The sequence below is a fragment of the Phenylobacterium montanum genome, from assembly GCF_018135625.1.
In the GTDB taxonomy this organism is placed as follows: domain Bacteria; phylum Pseudomonadota; class Alphaproteobacteria; order Caulobacterales; family Caulobacteraceae; genus Poindextera; species Poindextera montana.
This window is the reverse complement of sequence record NZ_CP073078.1, coordinates 2,074,409-2,100,733: the sequence shown is the minus strand read 5'-3', so window position 1 is coordinate 2,100,733 and position 26,325 is coordinate 2,074,409. Positions and strand designations below refer to the sequence as shown.

At 66.6% G+C, this 26,325-nt stretch carries 22 protein-coding genes; 8 read left to right on the top strand and 14 right to left on the bottom strand.

Features of this window, described 5'->3' with window-relative positions; translation table 11 throughout:
- Nucleotides 1-136 precede the first annotated feature (136 nt).
- Nucleotides 137-1,171 carry an aldo/keto reductase gene (locus KCG34_RS09410; protein WP_211940105.1) on the top strand — a complete coding sequence of 345 codons (1,035 nt, stop codon included), beginning with the start codon at nucleotides 137-139 and terminating at the stop codon, nucleotides 1,169-1,171.
- 3 nt (nucleotides 1,172-1,174) lie between these two features.
- Here KCG34_RS09410 and mepK read toward each other — a convergent pair whose 3' ends face one another.
- Together mepK and KCG34_RS09400 are read right to left on the bottom strand one after the other, a co-directional pair.
- Nucleotides 1,175-1,804 (bottom strand): peptidoglycan L,D-endopeptidase MepK, encoded by a 630-nt coding sequence (mepK, locus tag KCG34_RS09405; protein WP_249138278.1) that lies wholly within the window; start codon nucleotides 1,802-1,804, stop codon nucleotides 1,175-1,177.
- An 81-nt stretch (nucleotides 1,805-1,885) separates the two neighbouring features.
- Complete coding sequence (locus KCG34_RS09400; protein ID WP_211940103.1) at nucleotides 1,886-2,776, bottom strand: SDR family oxidoreductase; 891 nt, start codon at nucleotides 2,774-2,776, stop codon at nucleotides 1,886-1,888.
- Nucleotides 2,777-3,043: 267 nt separating this feature from the next.
- On the opposite strand from KCG34_RS09400, the gene KCG34_RS09395 reads away from it, so the two are divergent.
- The gene (locus KCG34_RS09395; protein ID WP_211940102.1) at nucleotides 3,044-4,702 is read left to right on the top strand and encodes an AMP-binding protein; all 1,659 of its coding nucleotides are present in this window, start codon (nucleotides 3,044-3,046) and stop codon (nucleotides 4,700-4,702) included.
- An 89-nt stretch (nucleotides 4,703-4,791) separates the two neighbouring features.
- On the opposite strand, the gene KCG34_RS09390 is transcribed toward KCG34_RS09395, so the two are convergent.
- Nucleotides 4,792-7,686, bottom strand: coding sequence for a TonB-dependent receptor (locus tag KCG34_RS09390; RefSeq protein WP_211940101.1), 2,895 nt, complete (start codon nucleotides 7,684-7,686; stop codon nucleotides 4,792-4,794).
- A 704-nt stretch (nucleotides 7,687-8,390) separates the two neighbouring features.
- Nucleotides 8,391-8,837, bottom strand: a complete 447-nt coding sequence (locus KCG34_RS09385; RefSeq protein WP_211940100.1) for a helix-turn-helix domain-containing protein — start codon at nucleotides 8,835-8,837, stop codon at nucleotides 8,391-8,393.
- A 515-nt stretch (nucleotides 8,838-9,352) separates the two neighbouring features.
- On the opposite strand from KCG34_RS09385, the gene KCG34_RS09380 reads away from it, so the two are divergent.
- Complete coding sequence (locus tag KCG34_RS09380; RefSeq protein ID WP_211940099.1) at nucleotides 9,353-11,773, top strand: TonB-dependent receptor; 2,421 nt, start codon at nucleotides 9,353-9,355, stop codon at nucleotides 11,771-11,773.
- A 100-nt stretch (nucleotides 11,774-11,873) separates the two neighbouring features.
- Here KCG34_RS09380 and ctrA read toward each other — a convergent pair whose 3' ends face one another.
- A complete protein-coding gene (gene ctrA, locus KCG34_RS09375; RefSeq protein WP_211940098.1) occupies nucleotides 11,874-12,575 on the bottom strand; it encodes a response regulator transcription factor CtrA in 702 nt (233 codons plus the stop codon).
- A gap of 284 nt (nucleotides 12,576-12,859) precedes the next feature.
- Between ctrA and fliI the strand changes: the two genes are divergently transcribed.
- The 5 genes from fliI (at nucleotide 12,860) to KCG34_RS09350 (ending at nucleotide 17,313) form a co-directional block, all read left to right on the top strand.
- Nucleotides 12,860-14,194, top strand: a complete 1,335-nt coding sequence (gene fliI, locus KCG34_RS09370; protein WP_211940097.1) for a flagellar protein export ATPase FliI — start codon at nucleotides 12,860-12,862, stop codon at nucleotides 14,192-14,194.
- The gene (locus tag KCG34_RS09365; protein ID WP_211940096.1) at nucleotides 14,194-14,604 is read left to right on the top strand and encodes a flagellar export protein FliJ; all 411 of its coding nucleotides are present in this window, start codon (nucleotides 14,194-14,196) and stop codon (nucleotides 14,602-14,604) included. The genes fliI and KCG34_RS09365 overlap by 1 nt, the downstream gene beginning before the upstream one ends.
- Nucleotides 14,601-15,692 (top strand): endo-1,4-beta-xylanase, encoded by a 1,092-nt coding sequence (locus KCG34_RS09360; RefSeq protein ID WP_367576025.1) that lies wholly within the window; start codon nucleotides 14,601-14,603, stop codon nucleotides 15,690-15,692. The genes KCG34_RS09365 and KCG34_RS09360 overlap by 4 nt, the downstream gene beginning before the upstream one ends.
- 119 nt (nucleotides 15,693-15,811) lie before the next feature.
- Complete coding sequence (locus KCG34_RS09355) at nucleotides 15,812-16,714, top strand: hypothetical protein (protein ID WP_211940095.1); 903 nt, start codon at nucleotides 15,812-15,814, stop codon at nucleotides 16,712-16,714.
- Between the two features lie 71 nt (nucleotides 16,715-16,785).
- Nucleotides 16,786-17,313, top strand: a complete 528-nt coding sequence (locus tag KCG34_RS09350; RefSeq protein ID WP_211940094.1) for a hypothetical protein — start codon at nucleotides 16,786-16,788, stop codon at nucleotides 17,311-17,313.
- Nucleotides 17,314-17,325: 12 nt separating this feature from the next.
- Here the strand turns inward: KCG34_RS09350 and KCG34_RS09345 are convergent, their stop codons facing one another.
- The 9 genes from KCG34_RS09345 to sciP all read right to left on the bottom strand — a co-directional run bounded on the left by KCG34_RS09345 (nucleotide 17,326) and on the right by sciP (nucleotide 26,285).
- A complete protein-coding gene (locus tag KCG34_RS09345; protein ID WP_211940093.1) occupies nucleotides 17,326-17,703 on the bottom strand; it encodes a DUF4282 domain-containing protein in 378 nt (125 codons plus the stop codon).
- Between the two features lie 61 nt (nucleotides 17,704-17,764).
- Entirely contained in the window at nucleotides 17,765-19,807 is a 2,043-nt protein-coding gene (flhA, locus tag KCG34_RS09340; protein ID WP_211940767.1) for a flagellar biosynthesis protein FlhA, read from the bottom strand.
- 64 nt (nucleotides 19,808-19,871) lie between these two features.
- A complete protein-coding gene (gene bla / locus KCG34_RS09335; protein ID WP_211940092.1) occupies nucleotides 19,872-20,744 on the bottom strand; it encodes a class A beta-lactamase in 873 nt (290 codons plus the stop codon).
- 7 nt (nucleotides 20,745-20,751) lie between these two features.
- Entirely contained in the window at nucleotides 20,752-22,125 is a 1,374-nt protein-coding gene (gene flbD / locus KCG34_RS09330; RefSeq protein ID WP_211940091.1) for a sigma-54-dependent transcriptional regulator FlbD, read from the bottom strand.
- Between the two features lie 25 nt (nucleotides 22,126-22,150).
- Nucleotides 22,151-22,504: a flagellar motor switch protein FliN gene (gene fliN, locus KCG34_RS09325; protein WP_211940090.1), complete on the bottom strand. Its 354-nt coding sequence runs from the start codon at nucleotides 22,502-22,504 to the stop codon at nucleotides 22,151-22,153.
- 1 nt (nucleotide 22,505) lies between these two features.
- Nucleotides 22,506-23,156, bottom strand: coding sequence for a FliH/SctL family protein (locus KCG34_RS09320; RefSeq protein WP_211940089.1), 651 nt, complete (start codon nucleotides 23,154-23,156; stop codon nucleotides 22,506-22,508).
- 10 nt (nucleotides 23,157-23,166) lie between these two features.
- Nucleotides 23,167-24,195: a flagellar motor switch protein FliG gene (fliG, locus tag KCG34_RS09315; RefSeq protein ID WP_211940088.1), complete on the bottom strand. Its 1,029-nt coding sequence runs from the start codon at nucleotides 24,193-24,195 to the stop codon at nucleotides 23,167-23,169.
- A complete protein-coding gene (gene fliF / locus KCG34_RS09310; RefSeq protein ID WP_211940087.1) occupies nucleotides 24,192-25,841 on the bottom strand; it encodes a flagellar basal-body MS-ring/collar protein FliF in 1,650 nt (549 codons plus the stop codon). Before fliF ends, fliG begins: the two co-directional genes overlap by 4 nt.
- Nucleotides 25,842-26,003: 162 nt before the next feature.
- Nucleotides 26,004-26,285 carry a CtrA inhibitor SciP gene (sciP, locus tag KCG34_RS09305; RefSeq protein ID WP_211940086.1) on the bottom strand — a complete coding sequence of 94 codons (282 nt, stop codon included), beginning with the start codon at nucleotides 26,283-26,285 and terminating at the stop codon, nucleotides 26,004-26,006.
- Between the last annotated feature and the right edge of the window lie 40 nt (nucleotides 26,286-26,325).

Sequence of the window (26,325 nt, the reverse complement as noted above, 5' to 3'; positions counted from 1 at the left end):
GTCGCGCGGGGACAGAGACGCGCGTCACGCTAAAGCATCTCTTATTCTCTCAGGGGTTGCCTGGGGCCGTGAAATCGCCCCAGATGCGTCAGACAGGCTGTGCAGTTCCAAGGACGCGCCTCAGAGGGAAACGGACATGCAGTATGCACGCCTCGGCGAGACAGGGCTTGTCGTCTCCAAGCTGGCCTTGGGGTCGATGACCTTCGGCGCCGCGCGCGACCGGCCCATGATGGCGGCGATCTACAAGCTGGACCAGGCCGGCGCGGACCGTCTGACAGCCGAGGCGATCGACGCGGGAGTCAATCACTTCAACAGCGCCGACGTCTATTCCTCGGGCGACTCCGAAACCATGCTCGGCAAGGCTCTGGGCGCGCGCCGGCAGGACGTGGTGATCTCGACCAAGGTCGGCAATCGCATGGGGCCGGGCTTGCTGCAGGCCGGCCTGTCGCGCCGGCGCATCGTGGAGGCGGCCGAGGCCAGCCTGAAGCGGCTGGGCACGGACTATATCGATGTCTATCTGGCCCACCGGGTCGACCCGCACACGCCGCTGGAGGAGACCCTCGAGGCCTTCGACGCCCTCGTGCGCCAGGGCAAGGTCCGCTATGCGGGCTTCTCCAACTGGCCGGCCTGGATGGCGGCGACGGCGCGGGGCATCCAGCAGCAGCGCGGCTACGAGCCGTTCCGTGCGGCCGAGATGTACTATTCCCTGGTGGGCCGCGACCTGGAGGCGGAGGTGGTTCCGTGGGCGGAGCAGGCCGGCTGCGGCCTGATCGTCTGGAGCCCCCTGGCCGGTGGCTTCCTGTCGGGCAAATATACCCGCGAGGATCCCTCGGGCGGCGGCGGACGCCTGTCGGGATTCGACATGATCCCCTTCGACCGCGAGCAGGGCTACCGCATCGTCGAGGTGCTGAAGGCCGTGGCGGAGCGCCAGGGCGCCACGCCGGCGGCGATCGCCCTGGCCTGGCTGATGACCCGACCGGCGGTGTCCTCGGTGCTGGTCGGGGCCAGCAGCAGCCAGCAACTGGCCGCCAACCTGGCCGCGGCCGCGATCAGGCTGACCGATCAGGATGTGGCCGAACTCGACCAGGTCAGCGCCATCGCGCCCCGCTATCCCGGCTGGTTCTCGCCCATCGTGCGCGATGGGCCGGTGGAGAAGGCTCTGGCGGGCTGAGCCTTAGAGATCGGTCCACTGCCGGACCCGGCCCACGTCCACGTGGACGAAGCCGTTATCCGGATAGTAGCCCACCCCGCCGGCCCTCAGGCTCAGGGCCGCCTTGTGCAGGTGAGCGAGGTGGACGCCCTCGACATTGATGTCGAGCGCCCGCCCCAAGAGGTGCTGGCTCTGGGAGGCGACCTGTTCGCTGTGCCGGCGCAGCATGGCGTTTGTTCTGGGCGAGCGATAGCCGGACAGAATCTGGAACGGCCGCCGGGTGTCCAGGCGGGTCCTCAGGTTGTGCAGGAGGTCGAACAGGCGAGGGTGGATGAAGTGCTGCTGGCCCGTGCGCCAGTCACGCAGCAGGTGGTTGGCGGCGGAGAGCGCGTCCGGGACATAGCGGCCGTTCTCGTAATAGACCGCGTCCAGCACCTCGCCGGTGTAGAAATTGTGCATGTAGGCCCGGCGCACTTCGCCCTTGGCGGGCGGCGCGCTGGGGGCGAGGTCGGCTTCGGCGGCGTCCGGACCGTCGGCCGCAGGCGCCACGAGGTCCGGCCCCGCCAGCCAGTCGCCCAGAGCCAGGCCGCCGTAGCCGGCCGCCCCGACGCCTGCCGTCGCCAGCCCGAGGCCGAGAATATGTCGTCTGTGCAAACCCATGCCCGGCCGACATATGGCCTGTTCCGTTTGCGATGCGGTTAACCGGCCGCCCGGCGACTGCGACCCAGCGTCGCCCTATACCGTCCGCTTGGCCCGGTCGCGCTCATTGGACGAGCGGATCGAATCTCGCGCCGCCGCCCACTGCTCGTCGGTCCAGGACTTCAGGCCAGAAAATCCGCCGCCGGTGGCCAGGTGGGCGCCGCCGTCGATGGCGATGGTCTGGCCGTTGACATAGGCCGAGCCGGGGTCGAGCAGGTAGACGGCGAGGTTGGCCAGTTCCGGCATCTCGCCCACCCGGCCCATGGGGTTGGTGCTGTCGCCGCTGCGCGAGCCGCCGGGGTTCAGCCTCGCCCAGGCGCCTTCGGTGGGGAAGGGGCCCGGGGCGATGGCGTTGAGGCGAATGCCGCGATTGCCCCATTCCACCGCCAGGGACTGGGTCATCACGTTCAACCCGGCCTTGGACATGGCCGAGGGCACGGTGAAGGGCGAGCCGTGCCAGACCCATGTGGTCAGGATCGACAGCACCGAGCCCTTGGCCCCCTCGGCCAACCAGCGCTTGCCACAGTCCAGGGTCATGAAGAACGAGCCGCGGAAGACGATGTTGGCGATGGCGTCAAAGCCCCGGGGGCTCAGGTCCTCGGTGCGGCTGATGAAGTTCCCGGCGGCGTTGTTGACCAGGCCGGTCAAGGCCCCGCCATCGGCCCAGACCGTATCCAGGGTCTCGCTGATCGCCTCGGGCACGCGGATGTCGCAGGCGAGCGGGACCACCTTGCCGCCGTGGGCGCCGGTCAGTTCCTTCGCCGTCTCTTCCAGCACCCCGCCGCGGCGGCCGCAGATATAGACCTCGGCCCCCAGCATCAGGCAGGCTTCGGCCATCACCTTGCCGAGGCCGGTGCCGCCGCCGGTGATCAGGATCCGCTGGCCCTTCATCAGGCCAGGTTTGAACATCAGGTCGTCTGGGGTCATGGCGTCCTCCTATTTATCGGCGGCCTCTATGTAGCTCCTCATCCTGAGGCGCCCGCGCAGCGGGCCTCGAAGGACGCAGTGGCGGCTCCGTGCGTCCTTCGAGGCTCGCCGCTGCGCGACGAGCACCTCAGGATGAGGAGGATTTGTAAGGCGGCTCCTCAGGGCGAAGTCTGTCATGGGCCAAGGGGCCTGCCCATGCCGGGCCGCAGCGGAAACCCTGGCGAGCCGTCGTTTGGCGGCCTTAAATGCGGGGCAGGGAGGATCACGATGTCGGTTGACGCCAGCCTGAGCCATGTCCGGGGCGCAAGCACGCCGCCTCTGCGCGAAGACACGATCGGCCAGGCTCTTGACGAAGCCGCGCGGCGCTGGGGCGATATCGAGGGCCTGATCTCGGTTCACCAGGGCGTGCGCTGGACCTACGCCGAATTGCGCGATCGGGCCGAGGCCCTGGCGGCAGGCTTCCTGGCCCTGGGCCTGGTTCCAGGCGACCGGGTGGGCATCTGGTCGCCGAACAACGCCGAATGGGCCCTGACCCAGTTCGCTGCGGCCAAGGCTGGGCTGATCCTGGTGACCATCAACCCCGCCTATCGGATCAGCGAGCTGGAATACACCCTGGCCAAGGTTGGGGTGCGGGTGCTCGTTGCCGCCGAGCGCTTCAAGACCAGCGACTATGTGGCCATGGCCGAGGCGGCGGCGCCTGGCATCGTGGCCCTGGAGCGATTGATCAAGATCGGCGGCGCCCCGCGCCCTGGCTGGCTGGTTTTCGCCGAGGTCAGCGGCCTGGGCGGCGCGGGCGAACGCGCGGCGCTCGGGCGGATCGGAGCCGAGCTCGACTGCAACGATCCGATCAACATCCAGTTCACCAGCGGCACCACCGGCCTGCCCAAGGGCGCGACCCTGTCGCACCGCAACATCCTCAACAACGGCTTCTTCGTGGGCGAGGCGATCGGGCTGAGGGAGGGCGACCGCCTGTGCATCCCCGTGCCGCTCTATCACTGCTTCGGCATGGTGATGGGCAATCTGGGCTGCCTGACCCATGGGGCGGCCATGGTCTATCCCTCCGAGGGTTTCGAGGCCGGAGCGGTGCTGGCGGCCGTGGAGGCCGAGCGTTGCACCGGCCTCTATGGCGTGCCGACCATGTTCATCGCCGAACTGGCCCATCCCGAGTTCGAGCGTTTCGACCTCTCCTCCCTGCGCACCGGCTGCATGGCCGGCTCGCCCTGTCCGGTGGAGGTGATGAAGCAGGTGACCAGCCGCATGCATATGCGCGACGTGACCATCGCCTATGGCATGACCGAGACCAGCCCGGTCAGTTTCCAGAGCTCGGGCGCCGATCCGCTGGAGCGCCGGGTCTCAACCGTTGGCCGCGTGCAGCCGCATGTCGAGTGCAAGGTCGTGGGGCCGGATGGTGAGACCGTGCCGCGTGGCCAGCCGGGCGAGCTCTGCACCCGCGGCTATTCGGTGATGCTCGGCTATTGGGACGAGCCGGAAAAGACCGCCGAAGCCATCGACGGCTACGGCTGGATGCACACCGGCGACCTAGCCGTGATTGACGAGGCCGGCTACGGCAACATCGTCGGGCGGATCAAGGACATGGTCATCCGCGGCGGCGAGAACGTCTATCCGCGCGAGATCGAGGAGTTCCTGTTCCGCCATCCCAAGATCGAAGAGGTGGCGGTGGTCGGCGTGCCTGACCCCCGCTATGGCGAGGAGCTGTGCGCCTGGGTGCGGCTGAGGGCCGGCGAGGCGTGCGAGGCCGAGGAGGTGATCGCCTTCTGCCGGGGCCAGATCGCCCACTACAAGGTCCCGCGCTATGTCCGCTTCGTCGACGCCCTGCCCATGACCGTCACTGGCAAGATCAGGAAGTTCGAGATCCGCGAGGCCATGATCGCCGAACTGGGCTTGGTGGCGGAGAAGACGGCGTAGCCCGTCCTTCCTTCAAAAGAAAAGGGCGGCAGGTCCCCCCGCCGCCCCGATGATCCAGTCCGGCGCTTCTTGCGGCGCCGGAAGCCGGATTAATCGAACTTCTTGGTCAGCGCGATGCCGTAGGTGCGCGGATCAAGGGTGAACACGTTCTGGAACAGGCCGGACGACGCATCGGTCAGGTAGGCGTCGGTGATCGGCGACTTGTCGAAGATGTTCTTGACGTAGAGCTGAACGGTCAGGCCCCAGTCGCTGCGGTCGAAGTTCAACGTCGCGTTGGCGTTATCCCACGAGCGCAGATAGTCGGCCTTGTCGTTGAAGATCCGGGCGTAGCTCGAATCCTGCCAGTAGTAGTCGGCGTGGGCCGTGATCTTCCAGTTCTCCAGGTGGACCGTGTAGTTGGCGCCGAAGCTGAAGGTGAACTCCGGCGAGTTCGGCAGTTGCCGGCCGACCAGGCTTTGGTTGACGCCGAGCGGCACTCTGGCCTGCTTATTGGTGGCCGGATCGATCACCGGCGTCCCATTGGCGGTGGTGATGCCCGATCCGTAAGCGAGGTTCGGCACAGTGCTGTCATACAGCAGCGAGCCGAGCCCGCTGCCGGCAAACGCACCACTACATACGCCGAGCAGCGCGTTGGAGGGAGCCAAGCCCGCGCCCTCGGCGCCCATCAAAGTGGCGATGCCTTGGGTCGTGGCGACGCAATTCGAGCCGTCCGAAGCCTTAACCAGTTGCAGGGCCGGGTTGCCGTTCGTCAGGTTGTACTGATCGAGCTCTTCGCCGCTGGTGATCTCGGTGTGCAGGTAACCGACATTGGTGGTGAAGGTGAGGTCCTTGATCGGCTGGAACGCGCCTTCGAACTCGACGCCATAGAGTTTGGCGTTGATGTTGGTGTTGACCGAAGACTTGTTGACGATCGTCGAGACCTGATAGCCGTCTTCGATATAGTAGAAGCCGGTCAGGTTGGCGGTCAGGCGGCCATTGAGCGCCGTATTCTTGGTGCCGACCTCGAAGGCGTCCACGTAGACCGGCGCAAAGGTGGCGCCCACCGAACAGCCCGACACCGCTGCGCAGGGCGTGTTGAAGCCGCCGCCCTGATAGCCGCGGGCATACTGCGCGTAGACGATGGTCCGGTTAGTGAAGTCGAGATGCGGTGTCCACTCGACGTTGAAGCGCCCGGTGACCGCAGTGAAGGTGGCGGCCTGGTGGGTCAGGTTCGAGCCGAAGCCAGGGGCGCCGGTGGCCGACAGCAGTTCGATAGGATAGTAGACATTGGTCTTGTGGTCGTTCGTGTAACGGATGCCGCCGGTCAGCTTAATGTCCGGCGTGATCTGATAATAAACCTCGCCGAAGCCCGAATAGGACTTCAGGCCGACCGTGAACCGAGCATCATAGTAGTTGTGGCCCTGGCCAGACGCAGGCGTCGCGGCGCCGTCGATGGGGATAATGTGGCAGTTGCCAAATGCATTTACGGTCGCGGGCGTACAGGCCGTGCCGGCTGGCACCCCGACATTCCCCAACAAGGCATTGTTGGCGATTGCAAAGGCCGTCAGGCCGTTGCTCATCACGTCATAGTCGTCCTTGTAGGTCGAGTCGTCGGCGTACTGGCCGCCGATCGAGAAATTCAGCGGGCCCTTGAAGGAAGAACTCAAGCGGATTTCTTCGCTGATTTCCCTAGAGGCGACCTGGCCGTAGTCATAGGTTCTGAAATAGTTGGACGTACCGACCTGCGGATCCTGGACGAAGCCTCCCGGGAACAGCGCAGCAAACGGGCCCGTTGTGTTGAACGGCGTGGTCGGGACGAGGCGATTGTAGTCCTCGACCGAGACGCCCCAGTTACGGTTGAAGCCCGTCAATGAGGTCAGGGCCAGGTCGTCGGTGATATTGTAGGTGTTCTTCCAGATGAACAGGTTCTCTTCGGCCTTGTAGATCGGATCGACCGACGAGTTGATGTCGTGCAGGTTATGATTCTGCATCGGGTTGTTGGCGTAAACGTCGCCGCTGGTCAGACCGATCAGGCCGGAAAGGATGCCGCCAAGGGTCGAGGCGCTGTTCAGCGTGCCGTAGGAGCCAGGGCCGTAGAGGCCGTCAGCCAAGCAGCCCTGGCCGAGCAGGCCCTGGTTGAAGCCGGCCACCGGGCCGGAGAGCGACGCCAGCGCGGCATTGCCCGGGTCCTTGGTGCAGAGCTGCTTGCCGACGCGGTTCCTGTGGTCGTCCTCGGCGAAGTGCTCGTAGGTGAAGGTGCTCTTGAACTTGTCGTTCGGGTGCCATTGCAGGGTGATGCGGCCCGAACCCAGGTGACGGTCGTCGACCTTGTCGCCGGTATATTGGTTGGTGCCGAAGCCGCCGCGGTCGAGGTAGAAGCCCGCGACCCGCACGGCGAAGCTGTCGCCGAACGGCAGGTTGACGAAGCCGGTGACCTTCTTGCTGTCGAAATTGCCGAAGTCGCCGGTGATGCTGGCGCCGAACAGGTCGGTCGGCTGGGAATAGACCACGTTCACCGCGCCGCCGGTGGCGTTACGGCCGTACAGCGTGCCGACCGGGCCGCGGAGGACTTCGACGCGGTCCACGTCGTAGAAGTCGGTGTCGCCCAGATGGTTGGCGGCGACGGTCAGTTCGTTGACCGAGAAGCTGACCCCCGGGTCGCCGGTCGGGGAGACCGACTTGGTGCCGATGCCGCGGATCTGGAAGTTGTAGCCGCCGAAGTTGCCGCGCGAATAGTTCACGTTCGGAATCGACAGTTCCAGGTTCTGGCCGCCATCGAGGCGCTGGGTCTTCAGGCTGTCCTGGGTGAAGGCGGACACCGCCAGGGGAACGCTCTGCAGCGATTCCGACTTGCGCTGCGCGGTGACGACGATTTCGCCCACCGTCGAGCTCGGAGTGGAAGCGGCTGCGCCGCCCGTCTGGGCCAAGGCCGGAGCGCCGGCCAACAGGGCCGCGCTCGAAGCGCCGAGCACCAGCCAGTGACGCAATTGTAGCGTGCGATTCATTCGGTTGTTCCCTCCCTAACGCCCAGACAGCTCTTTGGCCGGCCGACCAGGGCGTCGCTTCCACGGTGTTTCCCAAGGCTCGCCGCGCAGCTCTTATTGCCCTGGCCCGCGGATCGCCTTGAAACAGTGATAAGTTACGGCGTCTCTGCGTCTGTCAACTGCCCCGATTCACTCTCCAGGACAGTGTTGCACCTTTGCCGCCATGGGTTTGCGGCGTTTTCGAAGGTCCGGAATGCCGATCCGGAAAGCCTATTTCGGCTGTCTGCGGAAGCACTTAAACAAACGTTCGCTAGAGGGCGTGGGTGACGCGGAGCAGGCCACACGCCGCTACCCGATCGCGGCGTTTTTTGTAGGCCTGAAGATCGCGCCGGCGCCCCCGGCGAAAAAAGCGCGGGCGCAGGGGCGCGCGCACTCGTCGATCTCCCTCAGTGGACCCGGGTTGATCTAGCGGTGCGGCCCGGCGTTGCACGGCATTTGAGGGGGGCGAGCGGGAGGGGGCGCGAAAACGCCGCCGACGCCTGCATGTGGTGGCATAGCCGAGCGCACCGCCAGAAGCCGGGGGCGGCCCTGACAGCGACCGCTCCGCTTTCGAAAGTCAGGACCGGCCCTGCACCCTGGTCGGCCGGCCCGGGCGTCCGGAAGCCGGCGGGTTCGATCGTCTCGAGCGCCGCGCGGCTCCTATCGAATCTGTTCCAGCTCTAGTCTTAGCTGGCGATACGTTCGTCTTCGCCCGCCAAGTCTTCGTCGCTCTGACGGGCCTGCTGATCCTTGGCGATCTCGAGCACCAGCTTGAGGATCACACGGCGCAGGGCCGGCGGGGCCGCCGAGTAGGCCGCCAGGAGTTCCGGCGCGCCGCTCTCGCGCAGGTGCGCCGTGTTCTGACGGAACAGGGGGCTCGGGATGCTGGCGTCGTCCAGGTCGCCGATCAGGTCGACCACGCGGCAGTCCAGAGCATGGGCGATGTCCACCAGCCTGGAAAAGCTTACGCGGTTGAAGCCGCGCTCGTATTTCTGGATCTGCTGGAAGGTCAGGCCGATCGCATCGGCCAGCGCCGTTTGTGAAACGCCCAGCGACTTGCGCCGCTGACGGATGCGCAGCCCCAGGGCGACGTCGAGCCGGTTGGGCGTGGATTCTTTATCGTGTTCTTTCATCCGGGCGGTCTCCTAATATGCCTTCTATCTGATCGCGCCATCGTCGCATGTCCAGCCCTTTCCCCCAGGGAGCGACGAGACGACGCGCTGTATAGCGGACCTTATTGCTTGTCCAGGGCTCAATCTGGGTATCAAGGCCAAACCTCCCATAACAGATTCGAAGTATTGCCGCGTCACAGGCGCCCAAATCAGAGGCGCCAAGACATGAGCTGTGACCGGTGCTGTGACCAGGCTCACGCCCGCGTCCCTGGGCAGCCTGATGCGCGCATGCATCAGGCGCCCGCTGGAATTGCGGGGGCGACACAAATTTCGCTCGACGAAGCGCCTCGCCTGATCATTGATTAGTGCGCCGACGCGAATATGCGGGGCCAATAGACCGACCCGAAAGTCACCACCGGACCGCTTGGCGGCCGGCTGGAAGAAAAAAGAACGAGGGAGCCGAAGTCATGCGCAATCGAAAATTATTGCTGCTTACCGCCGCTGCGGGCGTTGTTCTAGCGTCCGCCGGCCAGGTAATGGCCCAATCAAATCAAGCCTCCGCCCAGCCCGCCGCGGCTCAACCGCCCAGCATCGGCGACATCGTCGTCACCGCACAGAAGCGCGAGCAGCGCCTGCAGGACGTGCCGGTTGTGGTCACCGTGCTCAACGCTCAGAAACTGGAATCGGCCCAGGTGAAGTCGGTCAACGACCTGGTGGTTCTGACCCCCGGCCTCAGCGTCAACACCAACCAGGGCGAGTCGACGACTATCATCCGCATCCGCGGTGTCGGCAACGTGGCCGACAACCCGGGCCTGGAGCAGTCGGTCGGTCTCTATATCGACGGCGTCTATCGTCCCCGCAACGGCGTCTCGTTCAACGACCTGGGCGAGCTGTCCGACATCGAAATCCTCAAAGGGCCGCAAGGGACCCTGTTCGGCAAGAACACCATCGCCGGCGTGGTGCAGATCACCACCCTGCGCCCGTCGTTCAAGCCCGGCATGGTCGGCGAATTCACCGCGCAGAACTACAATGGCTATGGCGGCTCGATCACCGTGACCGGCCCCCTGGTCGGCGACGTGCTGGCGGGCCGGCTCTATGTCGGCGCGCGCGAGCGGGACGGCTATGTCGACGTCAAGCAGGCGCCGGGGGGCAACATCCCCAAGCAGGACGACGAGCACATGTGGACCACCAGGGGACAGCTCCTCTGGCAGCCGAACAACAATTTCGACATCAACTTCATCGCTGACTACTCCAAGCGCGACGACCACTGCTGCGTCGGCGTGGACTATCTGAACGGCCAGGGTTTCGGCGGCACGCCCGGACCGGCGTTCATCATCAACAGCATTTTCCCGGGCGCGATACCGAACCCGGTCAGCTCGAAGAACAACACCGCCTATCTGAACCGCACCGACGAAGAACACATCATCGACCAGGGCGTCTCGGCGACTGCCGGTTGGACGACGCCTTGGTTCGACGGGGCCAAGCTGACCTCGATCACCGCTTATCGCGACAACAAGGACGCTGGGGGAGGCGATACCGACGGCACGCTGGCCGACTTCCTCTTCACCTCGCCGAAGTACAATTTCACCCGCTTCCGGCAGTTCTCCGAGGAGCTGCAATATCGCGGCTCGACCGAGCGCCTGGATTGGCAGGTCGGCGCCTTCTACTCGCACGAGGTGCTGGACAACGGCGTTTCCACCCAGTTCGGCACGCAACTCGGACCCTACGTGGCGGCCCTGTCGCCGTTGCCCGCCGCCTTCTTCCCCGCCGGCGAAGGTTCGATCGACCGTTACCACCAGACCGAAGAAGGCGAGGCGATCTACACCCAGGAAAAGTTCAAGATCACCGACAAGCTCTCGCTGATCGGCGGCCTGCGCTACACCTGGGAGCACAAGAACCTGACGTCGTCCTACACGGCCAAGGACGCGGCGAATGCGTGCGCGACGGTGCTGTTCCTGACCCATGGCGACACGCCGGTTCCGCTTTCGCAATACGTCAACATGCCCAAATCGGCCTTCGGCACGCCCTGCCTGATCAACCCGGCCTTTGACGGCTTGACCACCCACCAGTCGCTCAGCGAGACCGCCCTTACCGGCACCGCCAAGCTGCAGTACCAGTTTAACCGGGACGACATGGCCTATGCGTCCTATTCCCGCGGCAACCTGGTCGGCGGTTTCAATCTGGCGGAGGTGACCAAGCCGCTCACCGGGGCGACCGCTCCCAACACCTCTCTGGCGCCCCAGTCCGACACGTCCTTCCCGGGCGAGTGGGTCGACGCCTATGAGGTCGGCGTGAAGAGCATGTGGTTCGACCGGCGGCTGGTGCTGAACGGTGCGGTGTTCTACCAGACCTACACGGACCACCAGCTGAACGCCTTCACCGGAACCCAGTTCGTCGAGTTCACCATTCCCGAGGCCACCGCCGAGGGGGTGGAGCTGGAAGGGCTGTGGGCGGCTTCCCACGATCTGAAGATCAATTTCGGCCTGACCTGGGCCGACACCTTCTATCCCAACAGCACCAAGAACAAGACCACGCTCCAGGCGCCAGGCAGCAACCTCTACCTCCTGCCCGGCAATCGGCTCAGCTACGCTCCGTTCTGGTCCGGCGTCGTCGGCGCCGACTATCAGCACGAAGTGTTCAACGGCCTGAAAGGCGAGGCCACGCTGGACCTGAAATACACCTCCGACTACCAGATCGGCTCGGACGAGGACCCGACCAAGCTACAGAAGGCCTACGCCCTGGTGGACGCCAGCGTCAGCGTCACGACGCCCGACAACCACATCAAGGTCAGCCTCTGGGCCACCAACCTGTTCAACCAGTTCTACAAGCAGGCGGCCTACGATGGGGTGATCCAGACCCTGAGCCCGATTCCGGCGAACATTCCGGCGCTGAACAACTACTATTATTTCCCCAGCCCGCCGCGGTTCTTCGGCGTGACGCTGAAGGTCAAGTACTGAGCGATCCGCGGCCCGGAGCGATCCGGGCCGCATTTCACCCAAAGCAAAACGCCCGCCGGTGGAAGCCGGCGGGCGTTTCTGTCTCGAAGAGTCGACCGGATCAGGCGGCCGAGATCTGGCCCATCTCGTGCGGGTCGCGCAGCACGTAACCGCGGCCCCAGACGGTCTCGATGTGATGCTTGCCGTGGGTGGCGGACGCCAGCTTCTTGCGCAGCTTGCAGATGAAGACGTCGATGATCTTCAGTTCGGGCTCGTCCATGCCGCCATAAAGATGGTTCAGGAACATCTCCTTGGTCAGGGTGGTGCCCTTACGCAGGGAGAGCAGCTCCAGCATCTGATATTCCTTGCCGGTCAGATGCACGCGGCTGCCGTTCACTTCGACCGTCTTGGCGTCGAGGTTGACGGTGATGTCGCCGGTGCGGATCACCGACTGGGCGTGGCCCTTGGAGCGGCGGACCACGGCGTGAATGCGGGCGACCAGTTCGTCCTTGTGGAACGGCTTGGTCATGTAGTCGTCGGCGCCGCCCGAGAAGGTGCGGACCTTGGTGTCAATCTCCGAGGAGCCGGACAGGATCATGATCGGCGTATTGATCTTGCCGACGCGCAGGGTGCGCAGAACATCCATGCCGCTCATATCGGGCAGGTTCAGGTCCAGCAGGATCAAGTCGTAATCGTAGATCTTGCCGAGATCGACGCCCTCTTCGCCAAGGTCCGTCGTATAGACGTTGAATCCCTCGGACTTGAGCATGAGTTCGATGCTCTGCGCGGTCGCGCTGTCATCTTCAATCAACAATACGCGCATCAGCCCCTCCCCGCCCGGCGGGCGGCTCTAGATAGCGGAAATGTCATAGCCTCGACCTGAAGCACATCGCGAAGTGTGGGCTACAGGACCTTTAAGCTTGGTTAATCGTGAACGGTTCGAAAACGAATCTAGGGTGATTTGTAAACGCCTCGCAAGCGCCGCCGTTAACTATTTTCAGGCCTGGATTCCTTACATTTTTGCACGTCTTCCGGACGGATTCACACCTGCTTAAGGCCCTTGCGACAAAATTCTCCACGGACTCGTTTTCCTTGGAGAGTCAAGCTTTGCGCAACCTTCTGGCGGCTGTGGAACGGATCGATCCGCTGATCGTGTCGGGTCGAGTCGCCGCCGTGAATGGCCTGCTGATCGAAGCGCGTGGCGGTTTGACGCGGCTGGCCGTGGGGGCTCGCGCAGAGATCGAACGCCGCGGCGCCTTGCCGCTGGCCGCCGAGGTTGTCGGCTTCCGCGACACCCGTGCGCTGCTCATGCCCTTCGGGCCGGTCGAGGGCGTGGCGCCGGGCGCCGAGATCCGCATTTCCCCCGACGGCGCCAGCGTGCGCCCGACCCTTGCCTGGCGCGGCCGCATCATCGACGCCTTTGGCAATCCCATCGACGGCAAAGGCCCGCTGCAGCAGGGGCCGGTCCCTTATCCTCTGCGCGCGCCGCCGCCGCCGGCCCATGCCCGCGGCCGGGTGGGCGAGCGCCTGGACCTGGGCGTGCGGGCCATGAACGTCTTCACCACCTGCTGCCGCGGCCAGCGCCTGGGCGTCTTCGCCGGCTCCGGCGTCGGCAAATCAGTCTTGCTCTCCATGCTCGCGCGCGAGGCCGCCTGTGACGCGGTGGTCGTCGGCCTGATCGGCGAACGGGGCCGCGAGGTGCGCGAGTTCATCGAGGAGACCCTGGGCGAGGAGGGGCTGAAGCGCGCCATCGTCGTCGTGGCCACCTCGGACGAGCCGGCTTTGAAGCGGCGCCAGGCCGCCTACATGACCCTGGCCATCGCCGAATATCTGCGCGACCAGGACCAGGAGGTCCTGTGCCTGATGGACAGCGTGACGCGCTTCGCCATGGCCCAGCGCGAGATCGGTCTGGCCGCCGGCGAGCCGCCGACCACCAAGGGCTATACCCCGACCGTCTTCACCGAGCTGCCCAAGCTTCTGGAGCGCGCCGGCCCCGGCCCGATCCGCCCGGACGGCACCCAGGCGGGCTCGATCACCGGCCTCTTCACTGTGCTGGTGGACGGCGACGACCACAACGAGCCGATCGCCGACGCCGTGCGCGGCATCCTGGATGGCCACATCGTCATGGAGCGGGCGATCGCCGAGCGGGGCCGCTTCCCGGCCATCAACGTCCTGAAGTCGATCAGCCGCACCATGCCGGGCTGCCTTTTGCCGCACGAGCGCCAGCTGGTCACCGGCGCGCGCCAGACCCTGGCCGCCTACGCCAACATGGAAGAGCTGATCCGCATCGGCGCCTATCGCGGCGGCTCTGACCCGCAGGTCGACCGCGCCATCGGCCTGAACCCGGCGCTGGAGTCCTTCCTCAGCCAGGACAAGGACGAGGCCACCAGCCTCGACGAAAGTTTCAACCGCCTCGCGGCGATCCTGCATGGTGATGCGTAATGAGTTGGCGTGAGTCCCTGATCCGCATCTCCAACCACGAGGTGGAGACGCTGCAGAAGCGCCTGGGCGAGGTGGTCCACCGTAAGAGCCTGGCCGAGATGAAGCTGTCGGTGCTCGAGGCCGAGATCGAATCGGAAAAGGAGCAGGCCCAGATGGGCGGGCTCGACGTGTTCTGGAGCCTGCAGGGTTTCCTCGAAGGGGCCAAGCACCGCCGGGTCGACATCGAGACCCAGATCCGGGTGATCGCCGAGGAAGAGGCCGGCGCCCGCGACGCGCTCAACGAGGCTTTCGAGCGCCTGAAGAAGTTCGAGCACGTGGCCGAGATGGCCCGCCTGTCGGCGGCCAAGGAGCTGGCCAAGCGCGAGACCGCCGCCCTGGACGAAATGGGCCTTCGAGCCGCGGCGCGGTGATCCGCCGGCCGGTCCGCCGCACGCTTCTCGGCGGCCTCGCCGCCCTGCCCCTGGCCGCCTGCGCGCCTGAAGGCCATGCCGCTCCGCCGCCCCATGCGCCGGACCGGCCGCTGAAGAGCTTCGCCCGCTTCCCGGTTGGCTGCGCGGTCACCGCTGAACGCCTGGCCGATCCCGCCGACGCCGCCCTGATCGCCCGCCATTTCTCCCAGCTCACGCCGGAGTGGGAGATGAAGATGGAGTACATTCTCCAGGATGACGGGACCTTCCGCTTCGACGCCCCCGACGCCATAGCGGGCTTCGCGCACGAGCACGGCCTTCGCCTGTTCGGCCACAACCTCGTCTGGTACGCGCAGAACCCCGTGGCCTTCCGCCGGCTGGACGGCAAGCCAAAGGCCTTCGCCGACGCCTACCGCAACTACATCCTGGCGGTCGCCGGGCGCTATGCCGGCCAGGCGGTCGGCTGGGACGTCGTCAACGAAGCGGTGGCCGAGGACGGAAACGGCCTGCGCGCTTGCCTCTGGAGCCGCAACCTCGGCCAGATCGACTACATCCGCCGCGCCTTCGATCACGCCCACGAGGCCGATCCCACCGCGGTGCTGTTCATCAACGACTACAACCTGGAAAGCCTGCCGAAGAAGCGAGCCAGCTTCGTGCGCCTGGTAGAGAAGCTGCTGCAGGCCGGGGCGCCGGTGGGCGGGGTGGGCACCCAGACCCATATCGACGCCGGGCTCGAGCCGGGAGCGCTGCGCCGAACCCTGGGCGACCTCGCCGACTTCGGCCTGCCGATCCACGTCTCGGAACTCGATATCTCGCTGAACCGGGCCGGCCCCGCCTGGCGCTCGCGTGCTGGTTTGGCCGAGGCCCAGCTCCGCCTGGCCGAAGAAGCGGCCGAGGCGTTCTCCACCTTGGCGGCTAACCAGCGGTTCGCTTTCACCCTCTGGGGGCTAAAGGACGGCCAGTCCTGGCTGCGCTCGCCGAAGGAAAATCGCCACCCGCCCTGGGACGCGCCGTTGGCCTTCGACGACGCTGGCCGCAGGAAGCCTGTGTTCGACGCCCTGGCGGCGGGGTTCGCTGGCCAGCCAACGTAGGCGGTCACACGCTTGCGCCCAGCCTTTAGGGTTGTAGGGGCTCCGCTTACTGTCTAGCTTGCAATTCGACGTCTATGGGCGCGGACGCCGTTCGCGCGGACGATCAACCCAGGGGGATTATGCGTTTCGGTTTTGCCAGCGCTGCTGCGCTGTCGTCTGTTCTTGCGCTCGGCGCCTGCGCCACGGTCACGCCGCAGCACGTGCCGATCGGGGCGAAGGCCCAGGCCGCCATCCCCTCCACCGAAATCGTCGCGCCGATCAAGCAGAGCGAAATCTACGTCTATGTCCCGCCGGCGAATGCGAACGCCGGCGCAGGCTTCGGACTGGTCGGCGTGCTCGTCGCCGTCTCGGTCGCAGCGACGGTGGACAGCGTGCGTCAGGGTCATGCCGAAGAGGCGGTCAAGCCGCTGCGCAATGCAATCCTCGACTTCAATTTCGATGACACCTTCCGAGCCGAGCTGAAGCGATCGGTCTCGCAGGTCGGCTGGATGCATGTCGACGATGCGCGCATAATGAAAGATGTCCTTCCGGCCAACATCGACGGGGCGATCACTGGCTCCAAAGACGGCGCCGTCCTGATCGTCGTCACCGACTACCATCTGTCGACCGACGGGGCTCAGCTCTATGTGGTGACCAATGCCGCGCTCTACCCCAACAGCGACGCGTTGAAGGCGCTCCAGGCAGGAAAGGCGGAAACAGGCCTGAAGTCCGATCCGGCGAATGCGCTCTACCGCAACGCGTTCATGTATCAGGCGCGGGTTCCCGGCGCTTCCGGCGACCGTAACGCCAATATCGCCGGCTGGTCGGCGAACGGAGGCGAAGCCATGCGCAAGGCTTTGAAGGAAGCGGCCGTCAGGATCGCCGATCTCGTCCAGGCCGACCTGCAGGACCAGGAGACCGGCAAGACCGGCCCGGCTGCGAATGATGGCTCCGACGGCCAGATTATCGCCAATGAAGAGGCAGGCCAGTTGGTGCGCCACGGCGACGGCACGCTGGTCTATACCGCCAAGTCCGTTCACTGAGCCGGCGGATGCCAAGGGCCGCCGTTGCACTGGGGCTCGTGCTGGCGAGCGCCATGCTCCCAGGCGCAGCGATGTCTGATCCGTCAGGGTTTTCGCCGGACAGCGGCCCGGTCTCTAAGGCCGCTCCGACTAAAAGCCCGCCGCCGCCCGCCGCCTGCCTGGTTCGCTTTGGTGAGGTGCGGGACCTCCGTGGCGATCCGGGCACGATGGGCGAGATGCTGAACCGTGCCGTCCATGTCACCGATTCCGCGACATGGGTGCGCTCCGGTCTCGGGGCCTTGGCTGCAGACCCGCACCTCAGTATCGCCGGCGACGCCGACCCGACCGCCGACCTCGTCCTCGATGTGGATCTCGTCAAGGCCTACCTGGGTTCGCAGAACATGGCCAAGACGGCCAATGTGGTTCTGCGGGTGCGCTGGAAACGCGATGGAGGGCCCGAGGACACATCGGTCTACAGGGGGTCGATGACCAGCATCAACTGGATCGGCGGTGAGGCGGAAATTCGGGGCGCCTTCAACCACGCACTGTCGAACCTGACGGAAGACCTGCATCGCGACGTGCTGAGCCGCTGCGCCGCGGCGACAGCGCAGCATCCGTAGCGAAAACCCGGTTTACCGCGGGGGCTGGTTCTTCTGCAGCGTCGCCTGGGTCACCGCGTCGTCATTGGCTCTGAGCGCGCGCAGGTCGTCGCTGATGCGCAGCACCGCGACGTAGAATTCGCAGCTCGCTCGCCAGAGCAGCCCTAAAGCCAGGACCGCGAGGATGCCGCCGATCAGGGCCGGGATGGCCAGGAGCCAGCCGGCCAGGCCGTCGTTGTGCAGGGCCAGGCCCGCCGAGGCGCCGATGACGAAGAAGCCCATCAGGGCGATCACGCCCAATCCTGCCCAATAGATCAGGTGAATGATCGAGCCGGAGATCAGCTGATCGAAGGTGAGCAGGTCCCAGAACAGCCCGCCCGATGTCCTGCGCTTACCGCCCGCCGGGCTCATGCCGTCCAATTCCTCACCTTTGGAGAGCCCCAGCTAGCAGGGGCGGGGCGCGGCTGCAACGTCAGACCATGCCGACGGTCTTGAGCCGGGCCTTGGGATGGACCTCGTTCTGGCTCATCACCACGGTCTGGCCGCGGAAGCGCTCGATGATCGAGCGGACATAGGGGCGCACCTGCGGGCTGGTCAAAAGCACCGCCGCATCGCCCGCCAAAGCGGCGCGTTCGAACGTCTCGCGCACGGCGCGGATGAACTCCTGCAGGCGCGACGGCGCCAGGGCCAGCTGCTTTTCCTCGCCCGGGCCGATCAGGGCTTCGGCGAAGGCCATCTCCCATTCGCCCGACAGGGTGACGATCGGCAGGGCGCCGTCCTCGCCGCGATTGGCCCAGCACAGTTGCCGGGCGAGGCGGGTGCGCACGGCCTCCACCAGGTTGGTGATCGAGGTGGTGTGCGGCGCAGCCTCGGCCAGGCCTTCGAGGATGGCGCCGAGGTCGCGGATCGAGACCCGCTCTTTCAGCAGGGCCTGCAGCACGCGCTGGACGGTGGTGGCGGTGCAGACCGAAGGGATCAGGTCCTCGACCAGCTTCTTCTGCTCGCCCGGCAGGTCCTTCAGCAGCTTCTGGACCTCGGCGTAGGAGAGCAGGTCGGCCATGTTCTCCTTCAGGATCTCGGTCAGGTGCGTGGTCAGCACCGTGGCCGGATCGACGATGGTGTAGCCACGGAAGGTGGCCTCGTCGCGCAGGCTGTCGACGATCCAGGTGGCCGGGAGGCCGAAGGCGGGCTCGCGCACGTGCTCGCCGGGCAGATCCACCTGGCCGCCGCGCGGGTCCATGGCCATCAGGTGCTGCAGGCGCACCTCGCCGGTTCCGGCCTCCATCTCCTTGATGCGGATGGCGTAGCCGTTGGTCGGTAGGCGCATGTTGTCCAGGATGCGCACCGGCGGCATGACGAAGCCGTATTCGGTGGCCAGGGTGCGGCGCAGGGCCTTGATCTGGTCGGTAAGCCGGCGGCCTTCCAGGTCGTTGATCAGGGCCAAAAGGCTGTAGCCCAGCTCGATCTTGACGTCGTCGATCACGAGGGCGGTGGCGATCGGCTCCTCCGCCGGCTCAGCCGGGGCGGCGGCCGCGGCCTCGACCTGGGGCGGCTCCTTGGCCTTCTGCGACGCCCGCCAGGACAGGCTGCCGGCGCCGATGGAGATGGCGGCGAAGGGCAGGATCGGCATGCCGGGCACCAGGGCGATGACCCCGGCGGCGGCCGAGACCATGCCCAGCGAGACCGGGTTCATGCCCAGCTGCTTCATCAGCGCCTTGTCGGCGGCGCCTTCGACCCCGGCCTTGGACACCAGGAAGCCGGCGGCGATGGAGATGATCAGGGCGGGGATCTGGCTGACGAGGCCCTCGCCGATGGTCATGATGGTGTAGGTCGAGGCGGCCTGGCCGATCGGGATCTTGTGCTGCACCACCCCGATCAGGATGCCGCCGACGATGTTGATGGCGACGATGATCAGTCCGGCGATGGCGTCGCCGCGCACGAACTTGCTGGCGCCGTCCATCGACCCGAAGAAGGTCGATTCCAGCTCCAGCTCCTTGCGCCGGGCCTTGGCGCCGTCCTGGTCGATCAGGCCCGCGGACAGGTCGGCGTCGATCGCCATCTGCTTGCCGGGCATGGCGTCCAGGGTGAAGCGGGCCGCCACCTCGGCGATCCGCCCCGAGCCCTTGGTGATGACCACGAAGTTCACGATCACCAGGATGGCGAAGACGATCACCCCGATGACGTAGTTGCCCTGCATCATCAGCTGGCCGAACGCGCGGATGATGTGGCCGGCGCCCTCGTCGCCCTCGTGGCCGTGGCCGAGGATCAGCCGCGTCGAGGCGATGTCGAGGCCCAGGCGGAACAGGGTGGTGACCAGAAGCACGGTCGGGAATGCGGTGAACTCCACCGGCTTCTTGATCATCAGCGAGGTCATCAGGATGAGGACGGCGCTGGTGATGGAGAGGGCGAGCAGCAGGTCCAGGAGGAAGGCCGGGACCGGCAGGATCAGCAGCACGATGATGCCGACGACGCCGACGGCCAGGCCCACCTCGCCACGCGCCACCCAGCCCCACATCTCCTTGGCGGAGGGGGCTTTGCCGGCGGGCAGGGGCAGGCCGAGATCGGTCAAGCGAGGGGCCTCAAGCGTTTGAAGTCAGGAAGCGCAGCGCGATTCGGGCGGCCTCGGCGATGGCTTCGTCGTGGGGGTGCGACAACGCATCCGGCTGCTCGAAATAGGCGGCGATCAGGATCTGGGGGCCGTTGGGGGGCGTCAGCACGGCGACATCGCCCAGGGTGTTCTGGCCCCAGCCGGTCTTGTGGCCGATCTTCCAGCCCTTGGGAGTCACCGACTTGATGCGCTCGGCGCCGGTTTGGCAGGCCTCCAGCCAGCCGTTCAGGCGGTCGCGTGAGGCTGAGGAGAGGGCGTCTCCCAGCACAAGCTGGCGCCAGAGGCCGACCATGGATTGAGGGGTGGTGGTGTCGTGCTCATCGCCCGGCGGGCCGGGGCGGTTCAGGGTCGGCTCGTTGCGGTCCAGACGCGTGGTGTTGTCGCCCAGGCTGCGAACATAGCCGGTGACGCCGCTGGGACCACCAAGGGCGGCGATGATCAGGTTGGCGGCGGTGTTGTCGCTGAGTTCGACCGCGGCGGCGCAGAGGTCGCCCAGCGCCATCCCGCCCTTGGTCAGATTGGCCTTGGTTACGGGCGCGTATTCCTGCAGGTCGGCCTGCCCATAGGGAATCACGCGGTCCAGATGCTCCTGGCCGCGATCGACCCGCGCCAGCACCGCCGAGACCGCCAGGGCCTTGAAGGTGCTGCACATCAAGAAGCGCTCTCCTGAACGCCAGTCGACACCCTTGCTGCGGTCTGCAGTCATGGCGCAGAGGCCCAGGCGACCGCCGGCGGCCTTCTCGATTGAGGCGAAGTCGGCCGCAGGATCGGCGCGCAAAGGCGAGGCGAGCCCAGCCGCCGCCGTGGCTGCGGAGGCGATCAACAAGCCGCGTCTGCTGAGCATCGCCGCCTCAGGCCGCATTGGCGCCCGGGCCTTGCGGGGCCGGGACCTGCACGCCGGCCTCGGAATATTCCTTCAGCTTGTTGCGCAGGGTGCGGATCGAGATGCCGAGGATCGTCGCTGCGTGGGTCCGATTGCCGAAGCAGTGAGTCAGGGTGTCGATGATCAGCTGCTGCTCGACCGCGGCGACGGTCTGGCCGACGAAGCCGCGGGCCGCCGCCGCCGAGGCGGCGATCGAGGCCGAACGGGCGGTCTCGGCGTCCGGCGCGGCCGGGGCCAGGGGCTGGCCGTCCGGCAGGCGGATGGCGAACTCCTCGATCTCCGGGCCCGAAGACAGCAGTACGGCCCGGTGCATGGCGTTTTCCAGCTCGCGCACGTTGCCCGGCCAGCGATGGCCGATCAGGCGCTGGCGCGCCACGGCCGACAGCGGACGCTCGGGCATGGCGTTGGCGGCGGCGTACTTTTTGATGAAGTGTTCGGCGAGCGCGATGATGTCGCCCGGCCGCTCGCGCAGGGGCGGCAGGCGCAGGTTGACCACGTTCAGGCGATAGAGCAGGTCCTCGCGGAAGGTCCCGTCCTTGACCGCCTGGGCCAGGTCGCGGTTGGAGGTGGCCAGCACGCGGATGTCGACCTTGACCGGCTTGTTTCCGCCGACCCGGTCGATCACCCGCTCCTGCAGCGCACGCAGCAGCTTGGCCTGCAGGCGCGCGTCCATCTCGGAGATTTCGTCCAGCAGCAGCGTGCCGCCGTCGGCCTCCTCGAACTTGCCGATCCGCCGGGCGACGGCGCCGGTGAAGGCGCCCTTCTCGTGGCCGAACAGCTCGCTTTCCAGGAGGTTGTCGGGGATGGCGGCGCAGTTGACGCTGATGAACGGCTTGGAGGCGCGGCGGGACTTCTGGTGCAGGTGTCGGGCCATCACCTCCTTACCAACGCCGCTCTCCCCGGTGATCAGGATCGAGGCGTCGGAACCGGCGACCTGATCGGCCAGGGCCACCACCGCCTGCATGGAGGCGTCACGGGTGACCATCGGCCGGTCGTCTTCCGAAACGGCCGACAGCACCGCGGCGATCAGCTCGGCGTCGGGCGGCAGGGGGATGAACTCCTTGGCCCCGGCCCGAATCGCGGCGGCGGCGCGCTGCGGGTCGGCGGCGACGCCGCAGGCGACCACCGGGACCCGGATCCGCTCGGCCTCGTTGGCGGCGATCAGGCCGGCGATGTCCAGCTCGTAGTCGACCATCATCAGGTCGGCGCCCTGGCCGGCGCGCAGGGCGTGCGTCGCCGCCTCGCAGGTCTCGACGTGCGAGACCTTCGCGCCGGCCGACATCGCCATCTTCACGGCGGTGGCGAGCTGTCCGTTCAGTCGTCCTACGACCAGAAGCCGCATGGATAATCTCCCTTATCGCCGCTGGTCAGACCGCGGCGTCACCGTCCTTGATGATTTCCGTCATGGTCACGCCCAGGCGCTCGTCGACGACGACCACCTCCCCCCGCGCGACCAGGCGGTTGTTCACATAGATGTCGATCGCCTCGCCAATCTTACGGTCCAGCTCCAGCACGCTGCCCTGGGCCAGCTGCAGCAGCTGGGCGACCGACAGGCTGGCGCGGCCCAGGACGGCCGAGATGTTCACCGGCACGTCGAATACGGGCGCAAGGTCCGAGGCGCTCTTGTCGTAGCCGTCGACCACCGCTTCGGTGGCCAGCGGGGCGTTGGGGTCGAACTGCTGCAGGGTCAGTTCGCCGCCAGGGCTGTTGGGATCCGACATTTCAGGCCTCGCTCAGAGGAATAAGGGGTTCGGCGTGCAGGCCTTCGGCGGCCAGCGCGCTGTGCAGGGCGGCGGCGACACGCTCGCCGGCCTCCAGGGGATCGAAACTGGCCTTGCCGTCGCCCCAGTCGAGGACGAAGGCGGCCGGGGCCATGCCGGGCTGGGCCTTGGCCACGATCTGGCCAGGGAAGCCCATGTTGTCGGCGATGCGGTCCAGGGCGGTCTGGATGCGCTCCATCTGCTCCGGCGCGGCGCGAACCAGAAGGCGCGGCGCGGCCTCGATCTCGTGCGCCAACGACTCGAACGCAGCCGCGGCCGGAGCTTCCGGGAACTGCTCCAGGGCGGCGCCCGCGATCACCCGGGCGGTGGCCAGGGCCAACTCGGCGCTGCCGACGCGGTGCTCGTGCGCCACATGGGCCAGGGCGTGCAGGGCGGCCTGGGCGGCGGCGGCGATCTGCTGCAGGGCCTGGGCCTGGGCCTGTTCGGCCACGACCAGGGCCGAGCGCTCGCCGGAGGCGTAGGCCTCGCGACGGATCGCCTCGACCTCGTCGGGCAGGAAGACGTGCTTCATCGGCGGCGGGGCCGAGGCGATGCCGCCCGCGTCGTTGAACACGGTGTCGAAGGTGAACTTGCGGTGAGGCGTCGATGTCATGCCATGCGCCTCAATAGATCAGCTCGTCGTCGCCGCCGGAGCCGGCCAGCATGATCTCGCCCTTGGCGGCCAGGTCCTTGGCGACCTGGACCATGGCCATCTGGGCGGCGTCGACGTCGCGCAGGCGCACCGGGCCCATGCTCTCCATGTCCTCGCGCATGATCTTCGAGGCCCGCTCGCTCATGTTGGAGAAGAACATCTCGCGCAAGGAGTCCGAGGCGCCCTTCAGCGCCAGGGCCAGCTGGTCCTTCTCGACCGCGCGGAGCAGGGTCTGCACCCCGCCGGGGTCCAGCTTGTTCAGGTCCTCGAACACGAACATCAGGGCGCGGATGCGTTCGGCCGACTCGCGATTGCGCTCCTCCAGGGCGGCGATGAAGCGGCCCTCGGTCTGGCGGTCGAAGTTGTTGAAGATGTCCGCCATCATTTCGTGGCTGTCGCGCTTGGAGGTGCGCGCCAGGTTCGACATGAACTCGGTCCGAAGCGTCTGCTCGATCTTGTCCAGGATCTCGCGCTGGACCGGCTCCATGCGCAGCATGCGGGTGACGCATTCCAGGGCGAAGTCTTCCGGCAGGGCGGCCAGGACCCGGGCGGCGTGCTCGGACTTGATCTTGGACAGAACCACCGCGACGGTCTGCGGGTATTCGTTCTTCAGGTAGTTGGCCAGCACCGCCTCGTTCACGTTGGCGAGCTTGTCCCACATGGTGCGGCCGGCCGGGCCCCGGATCTCCTCCATCAGGGAGTCGACCTTCTCGGGCGGCAGGAACGAATTGAGCAGGCGCTGGGTCTGCTCGAAGCTGCCCATGATGGCGCCGGTCGAGCTCATGCCCGAGACGAACTCGACCAGCAGGTCCTCGACCACCTTGGCGCTGACCGTGCCCAGGCTGGCCATGGCCTGGGAGACTTCCTTGATCTCCTCGTCGTCCAGGGCTTCCCAGATCACGGAATGCTCTTCGCCGAGGGCGAGCAGCACCACCGCCGCCTTTTCCGGGCCGGACAGCTTGGAGGCGTCGTTTATGGCCTTGCCGCGGGGAGGGCTCATGCGTCGTGCAGCCAGTTACGCAGGATCGAAACCGATTCCTCGGGATGCTTGTCGACGAAGTCGGCCACGCTCTTGACCGAGGAGGCGCGCACCTGGCCCTCGATCTTGGCGATGTCGATCCGCTGGTCGATGTCGCTGGGCGGGGGCAGGGCCAGGGCCTCGCCGGTGTTGGGGTCGACAGAGATCTGGCTCACCGGGACGTGGCCCGTGCCCGCGCCGGCGAAGGCGAGGCGGCCGCCCATGGGCGCACCGCCGCCGCCGGTGGCGGACAGCAGCGGCCGGGCGACAAAGAAGATGATCGCCAGAGCCACCGCGGCGCCGATCACCAGCTCGCCGGCGCGCATCAGGTCGTTCTTGTCGAAGTCGGTCAGCTTGTTGGCCGAGACCGCCCCGCCGGCGCCGGCGGCCGCGTCGTCGTGCTGGAACTGCACGTTGATCACGCTGACATTGTCGCCGCGGCTGGCGTCGAAGCCCACGGCCGACTTCACCAGCTGGTCGATGCGCTCCATCTCCTGGGCCGTGCGGGGGGTGTAGGCCCCCGGCTTGCCCTTGACCCCCGGGGCGGTGACCCCATCCACGGCCACCGCGATCGACAGCTTCTTGACCGTGCCCGGCTGCTCGACGGTGGTCTTGGTGGTCTTGGAGATCTCGTAGTTGGTGGTTTCCTGGTTCTGGCCGCTGGAGGAGCCGCTGGTCGTCGAGCCCGGATTGGCGCCCGGGGTGCCGGGGACATTGGCCGTGGCGGTGGCCTGGCCGTTGCCGTCGGCCTGATTCTGCTTGCTGGACTCTTCGGTGGTCTGGGTCGAGCGCACCACCTGGCCGTCCGGATCGAACTTTTCTTCCTGGGTGGTGACCTGGTTCAGGTCCAGATCGGCGGTGACCTGGACGCGCGCCTTGCCGGGGCCGACCACGCCCTCGACCAGCTCGCGGATGCGTTTCTTGATCTTTTCTTCGGTCGCGGTGCGCTGGTCGTCGGCCAGGGCGTCGGCCGCAGAGGCGCCTTCGCCGCCGCCCAGAAGCTTGGAGTTCTGGTCAACGATGGTGACGCGCTCGGGCTTCAGGTTCGGCACCGCGCCGGCCACCAGGTTCTGCAGCGCCCGCACCTGGTCAGTGGCCGGCTGGCGGCCAGCCACGCCGATCACCACCGAGGCGCTGGGTTCGCCGGCCTCTTCCTCGAACAGCTGGTGCTTGGGCAGGACCAGCTGCACGCGGGCGAACGTGACGCCGTCCAGCGAGCGGATGGTGCGGGCCAGCTCGCCTTCCAGGGCGCGCTGGCGGTTCAGGTTCTGCACGAAGTCGGTCTGGCCGAGGGCCGAGGCGTTGTCGAAGATCTCATAACCGACCGAGCCCGAGGTCGGCAGGCCCTTGCCCGACAGCATCAGGCGGGTGGAGGCCACTTTGTCGCGGGGGACCATGATAGTCGAGCCGTCGCCCTTGGCCTCGTATTTGATTCCCGACTGGTCGAGGGCCTGGGTGATCGAGGAGGCTTCCTTGAGGTCCAGGTTGGAATAGAGCAGGGCCTTGGGCTCGCTGCCGGCGTTGAACACCAGCGCGAACAAGGCCGCGGCGACGCCCGCGGCGACGCCGACAATGGCCGCCAGGCGGCCAATTCCGAACCTTTGCAGGAACCCCAGCAGCTGATCCACGCAGTCGTCCTTCCGATCGCCTCGGACGCAAGGCGCCGCTGGCTAGGCAGGATTTACCCAGTGCATGGTAAACGGGCCTTTAACCCGCGGGGCCGGCCAGGTGTACAAACGGCCGCACCCCCCACGAGGGCGCGGCCGCAGGTAGCCATCGCGATACGAAGCTTAACGGTACTGCTGGATCCGCGTGGTGCGCAGACCGGCCAGGCCGTGGCGTTCGATCGATTTCTGCCAGCCGAGGAATTCCTCGTTGGTCAGCGAATACCGCTCGCACGCCTCATCCAGCGTGAGCAGGCCGCCGTGAACCGCCGCCACGACCTCGGCCTTGCGCCGAATGACCCAGCGTTGGGTGTCTTGCGGCGGGAGGTCCGCGAGGGTCAACGGGGCGCCCGTCGGACCGATCACGTACTTCTCGCCTCTGCCGTTTAGGCGTTGCTGTTGCAACATGGCTTTACGCCCTTCTCACCATCACCGTAGGCCAGGACCA

Bases quoted from the DNA above. Each gene is read 5' to 3' on its own strand.
- KCG34_RS09390 (WP_211940101.1), bottom strand. From the start codon at position 7,686: ATGAATCGCACGCTACAATTGCGTCACTGGCTGGTGCTCGGCGCTTCG.
- ctrA (WP_211940098.1), bottom strand. From the start codon at position 12,575: ATGCGCGTATTGTTGATTGAAGATGACAGCGCGACCGCGCAGAGCATC.
- KCG34_RS09410 (WP_211940105.1), top strand. From the start codon at position 137: ATGCAGTATGCACGCCTCGGCGAGACAGGGCTTGTCGTCTCCAAGCTG.
- fliG (WP_211940088.1), bottom strand. From the start codon at position 24,195: ATGAGCCCTCCCCGCGGCAAGGCCATAAACGACGCCTCCAAGCTGTCC.
- KCG34_RS09350 (WP_211940094.1), top strand. From the start codon at position 16,786: ATGTCTGATCCGTCAGGGTTTTCGCCGGACAGCGGCCCGGTCTCTAAG.
- KCG34_RS09395 (WP_211940102.1), top strand. From the start codon at position 3,044: ATGTCGGTTGACGCCAGCCTGAGCCATGTCCGGGGCGCAAGCACGCCG.
- KCG34_RS09400 (WP_211940103.1), bottom strand. From the start codon at position 2,776: ATGACCCCAGACGACCTGATGTTCAAACCTGGCCTGATGAAGGGCCAG.
- KCG34_RS09345 (WP_211940093.1), bottom strand. From the start codon at position 17,703: ATGAGCCCGGCGGGCGGTAAGCGCAGGACATCGGGCGGGCTGTTCTGG.
- bla (WP_211940092.1), bottom strand. From the start codon at position 20,744: ATGCTCAGCAGACGCGGCTTGTTGATCGCCTCCGCAGCCACGGCGGCG.
- flbD (WP_211940091.1), bottom strand. From the start codon at position 22,125: ATGCGGCTTCTGGTCGTAGGACGACTGAACGGACAGCTCGCCACCGCC.
- KCG34_RS09320 (WP_211940089.1), bottom strand. From the start codon at position 23,156: ATGACATCGACGCCTCACCGCAAGTTCACCTTCGACACCGTGTTCAAC.
- sciP (WP_211940086.1), bottom strand. From the start codon at position 26,285: ATGTTGCAACAGCAACGCCTAAACGGCAGAGGCGAGAAGTACGTGATC.
- fliN (WP_211940090.1), bottom strand. From the start codon at position 22,504: ATGTCGGATCCCAACAGCCCTGGCGGCGAACTGACCCTGCAGCAGTTC.
- flhA (WP_211940767.1), bottom strand. From the start codon at position 19,807: ATGTGGGGCTGGGTGGCGCGTGGCGAGGTGGGCCTGGCCGTCGGCGTC.
- KCG34_RS09385 (WP_211940100.1), bottom strand. From the start codon at position 8,837: ATGAAAGAACACGATAAAGAATCCACGCCCAACCGGCTCGACGTCGCC.
- KCG34_RS09365 (WP_211940096.1), top strand. From the start codon at position 14,194: ATGAGTTGGCGTGAGTCCCTGATCCGCATCTCCAACCACGAGGTGGAG.
- KCG34_RS09355 (WP_211940095.1), top strand. From the start codon at position 15,812: ATGCGTTTCGGTTTTGCCAGCGCTGCTGCGCTGTCGTCTGTTCTTGCG.
- KCG34_RS09380 (WP_211940099.1), top strand. From the start codon at position 9,353: ATGGCCCAATCAAATCAAGCCTCCGCCCAGCCCGCCGCGGCTCAACCG.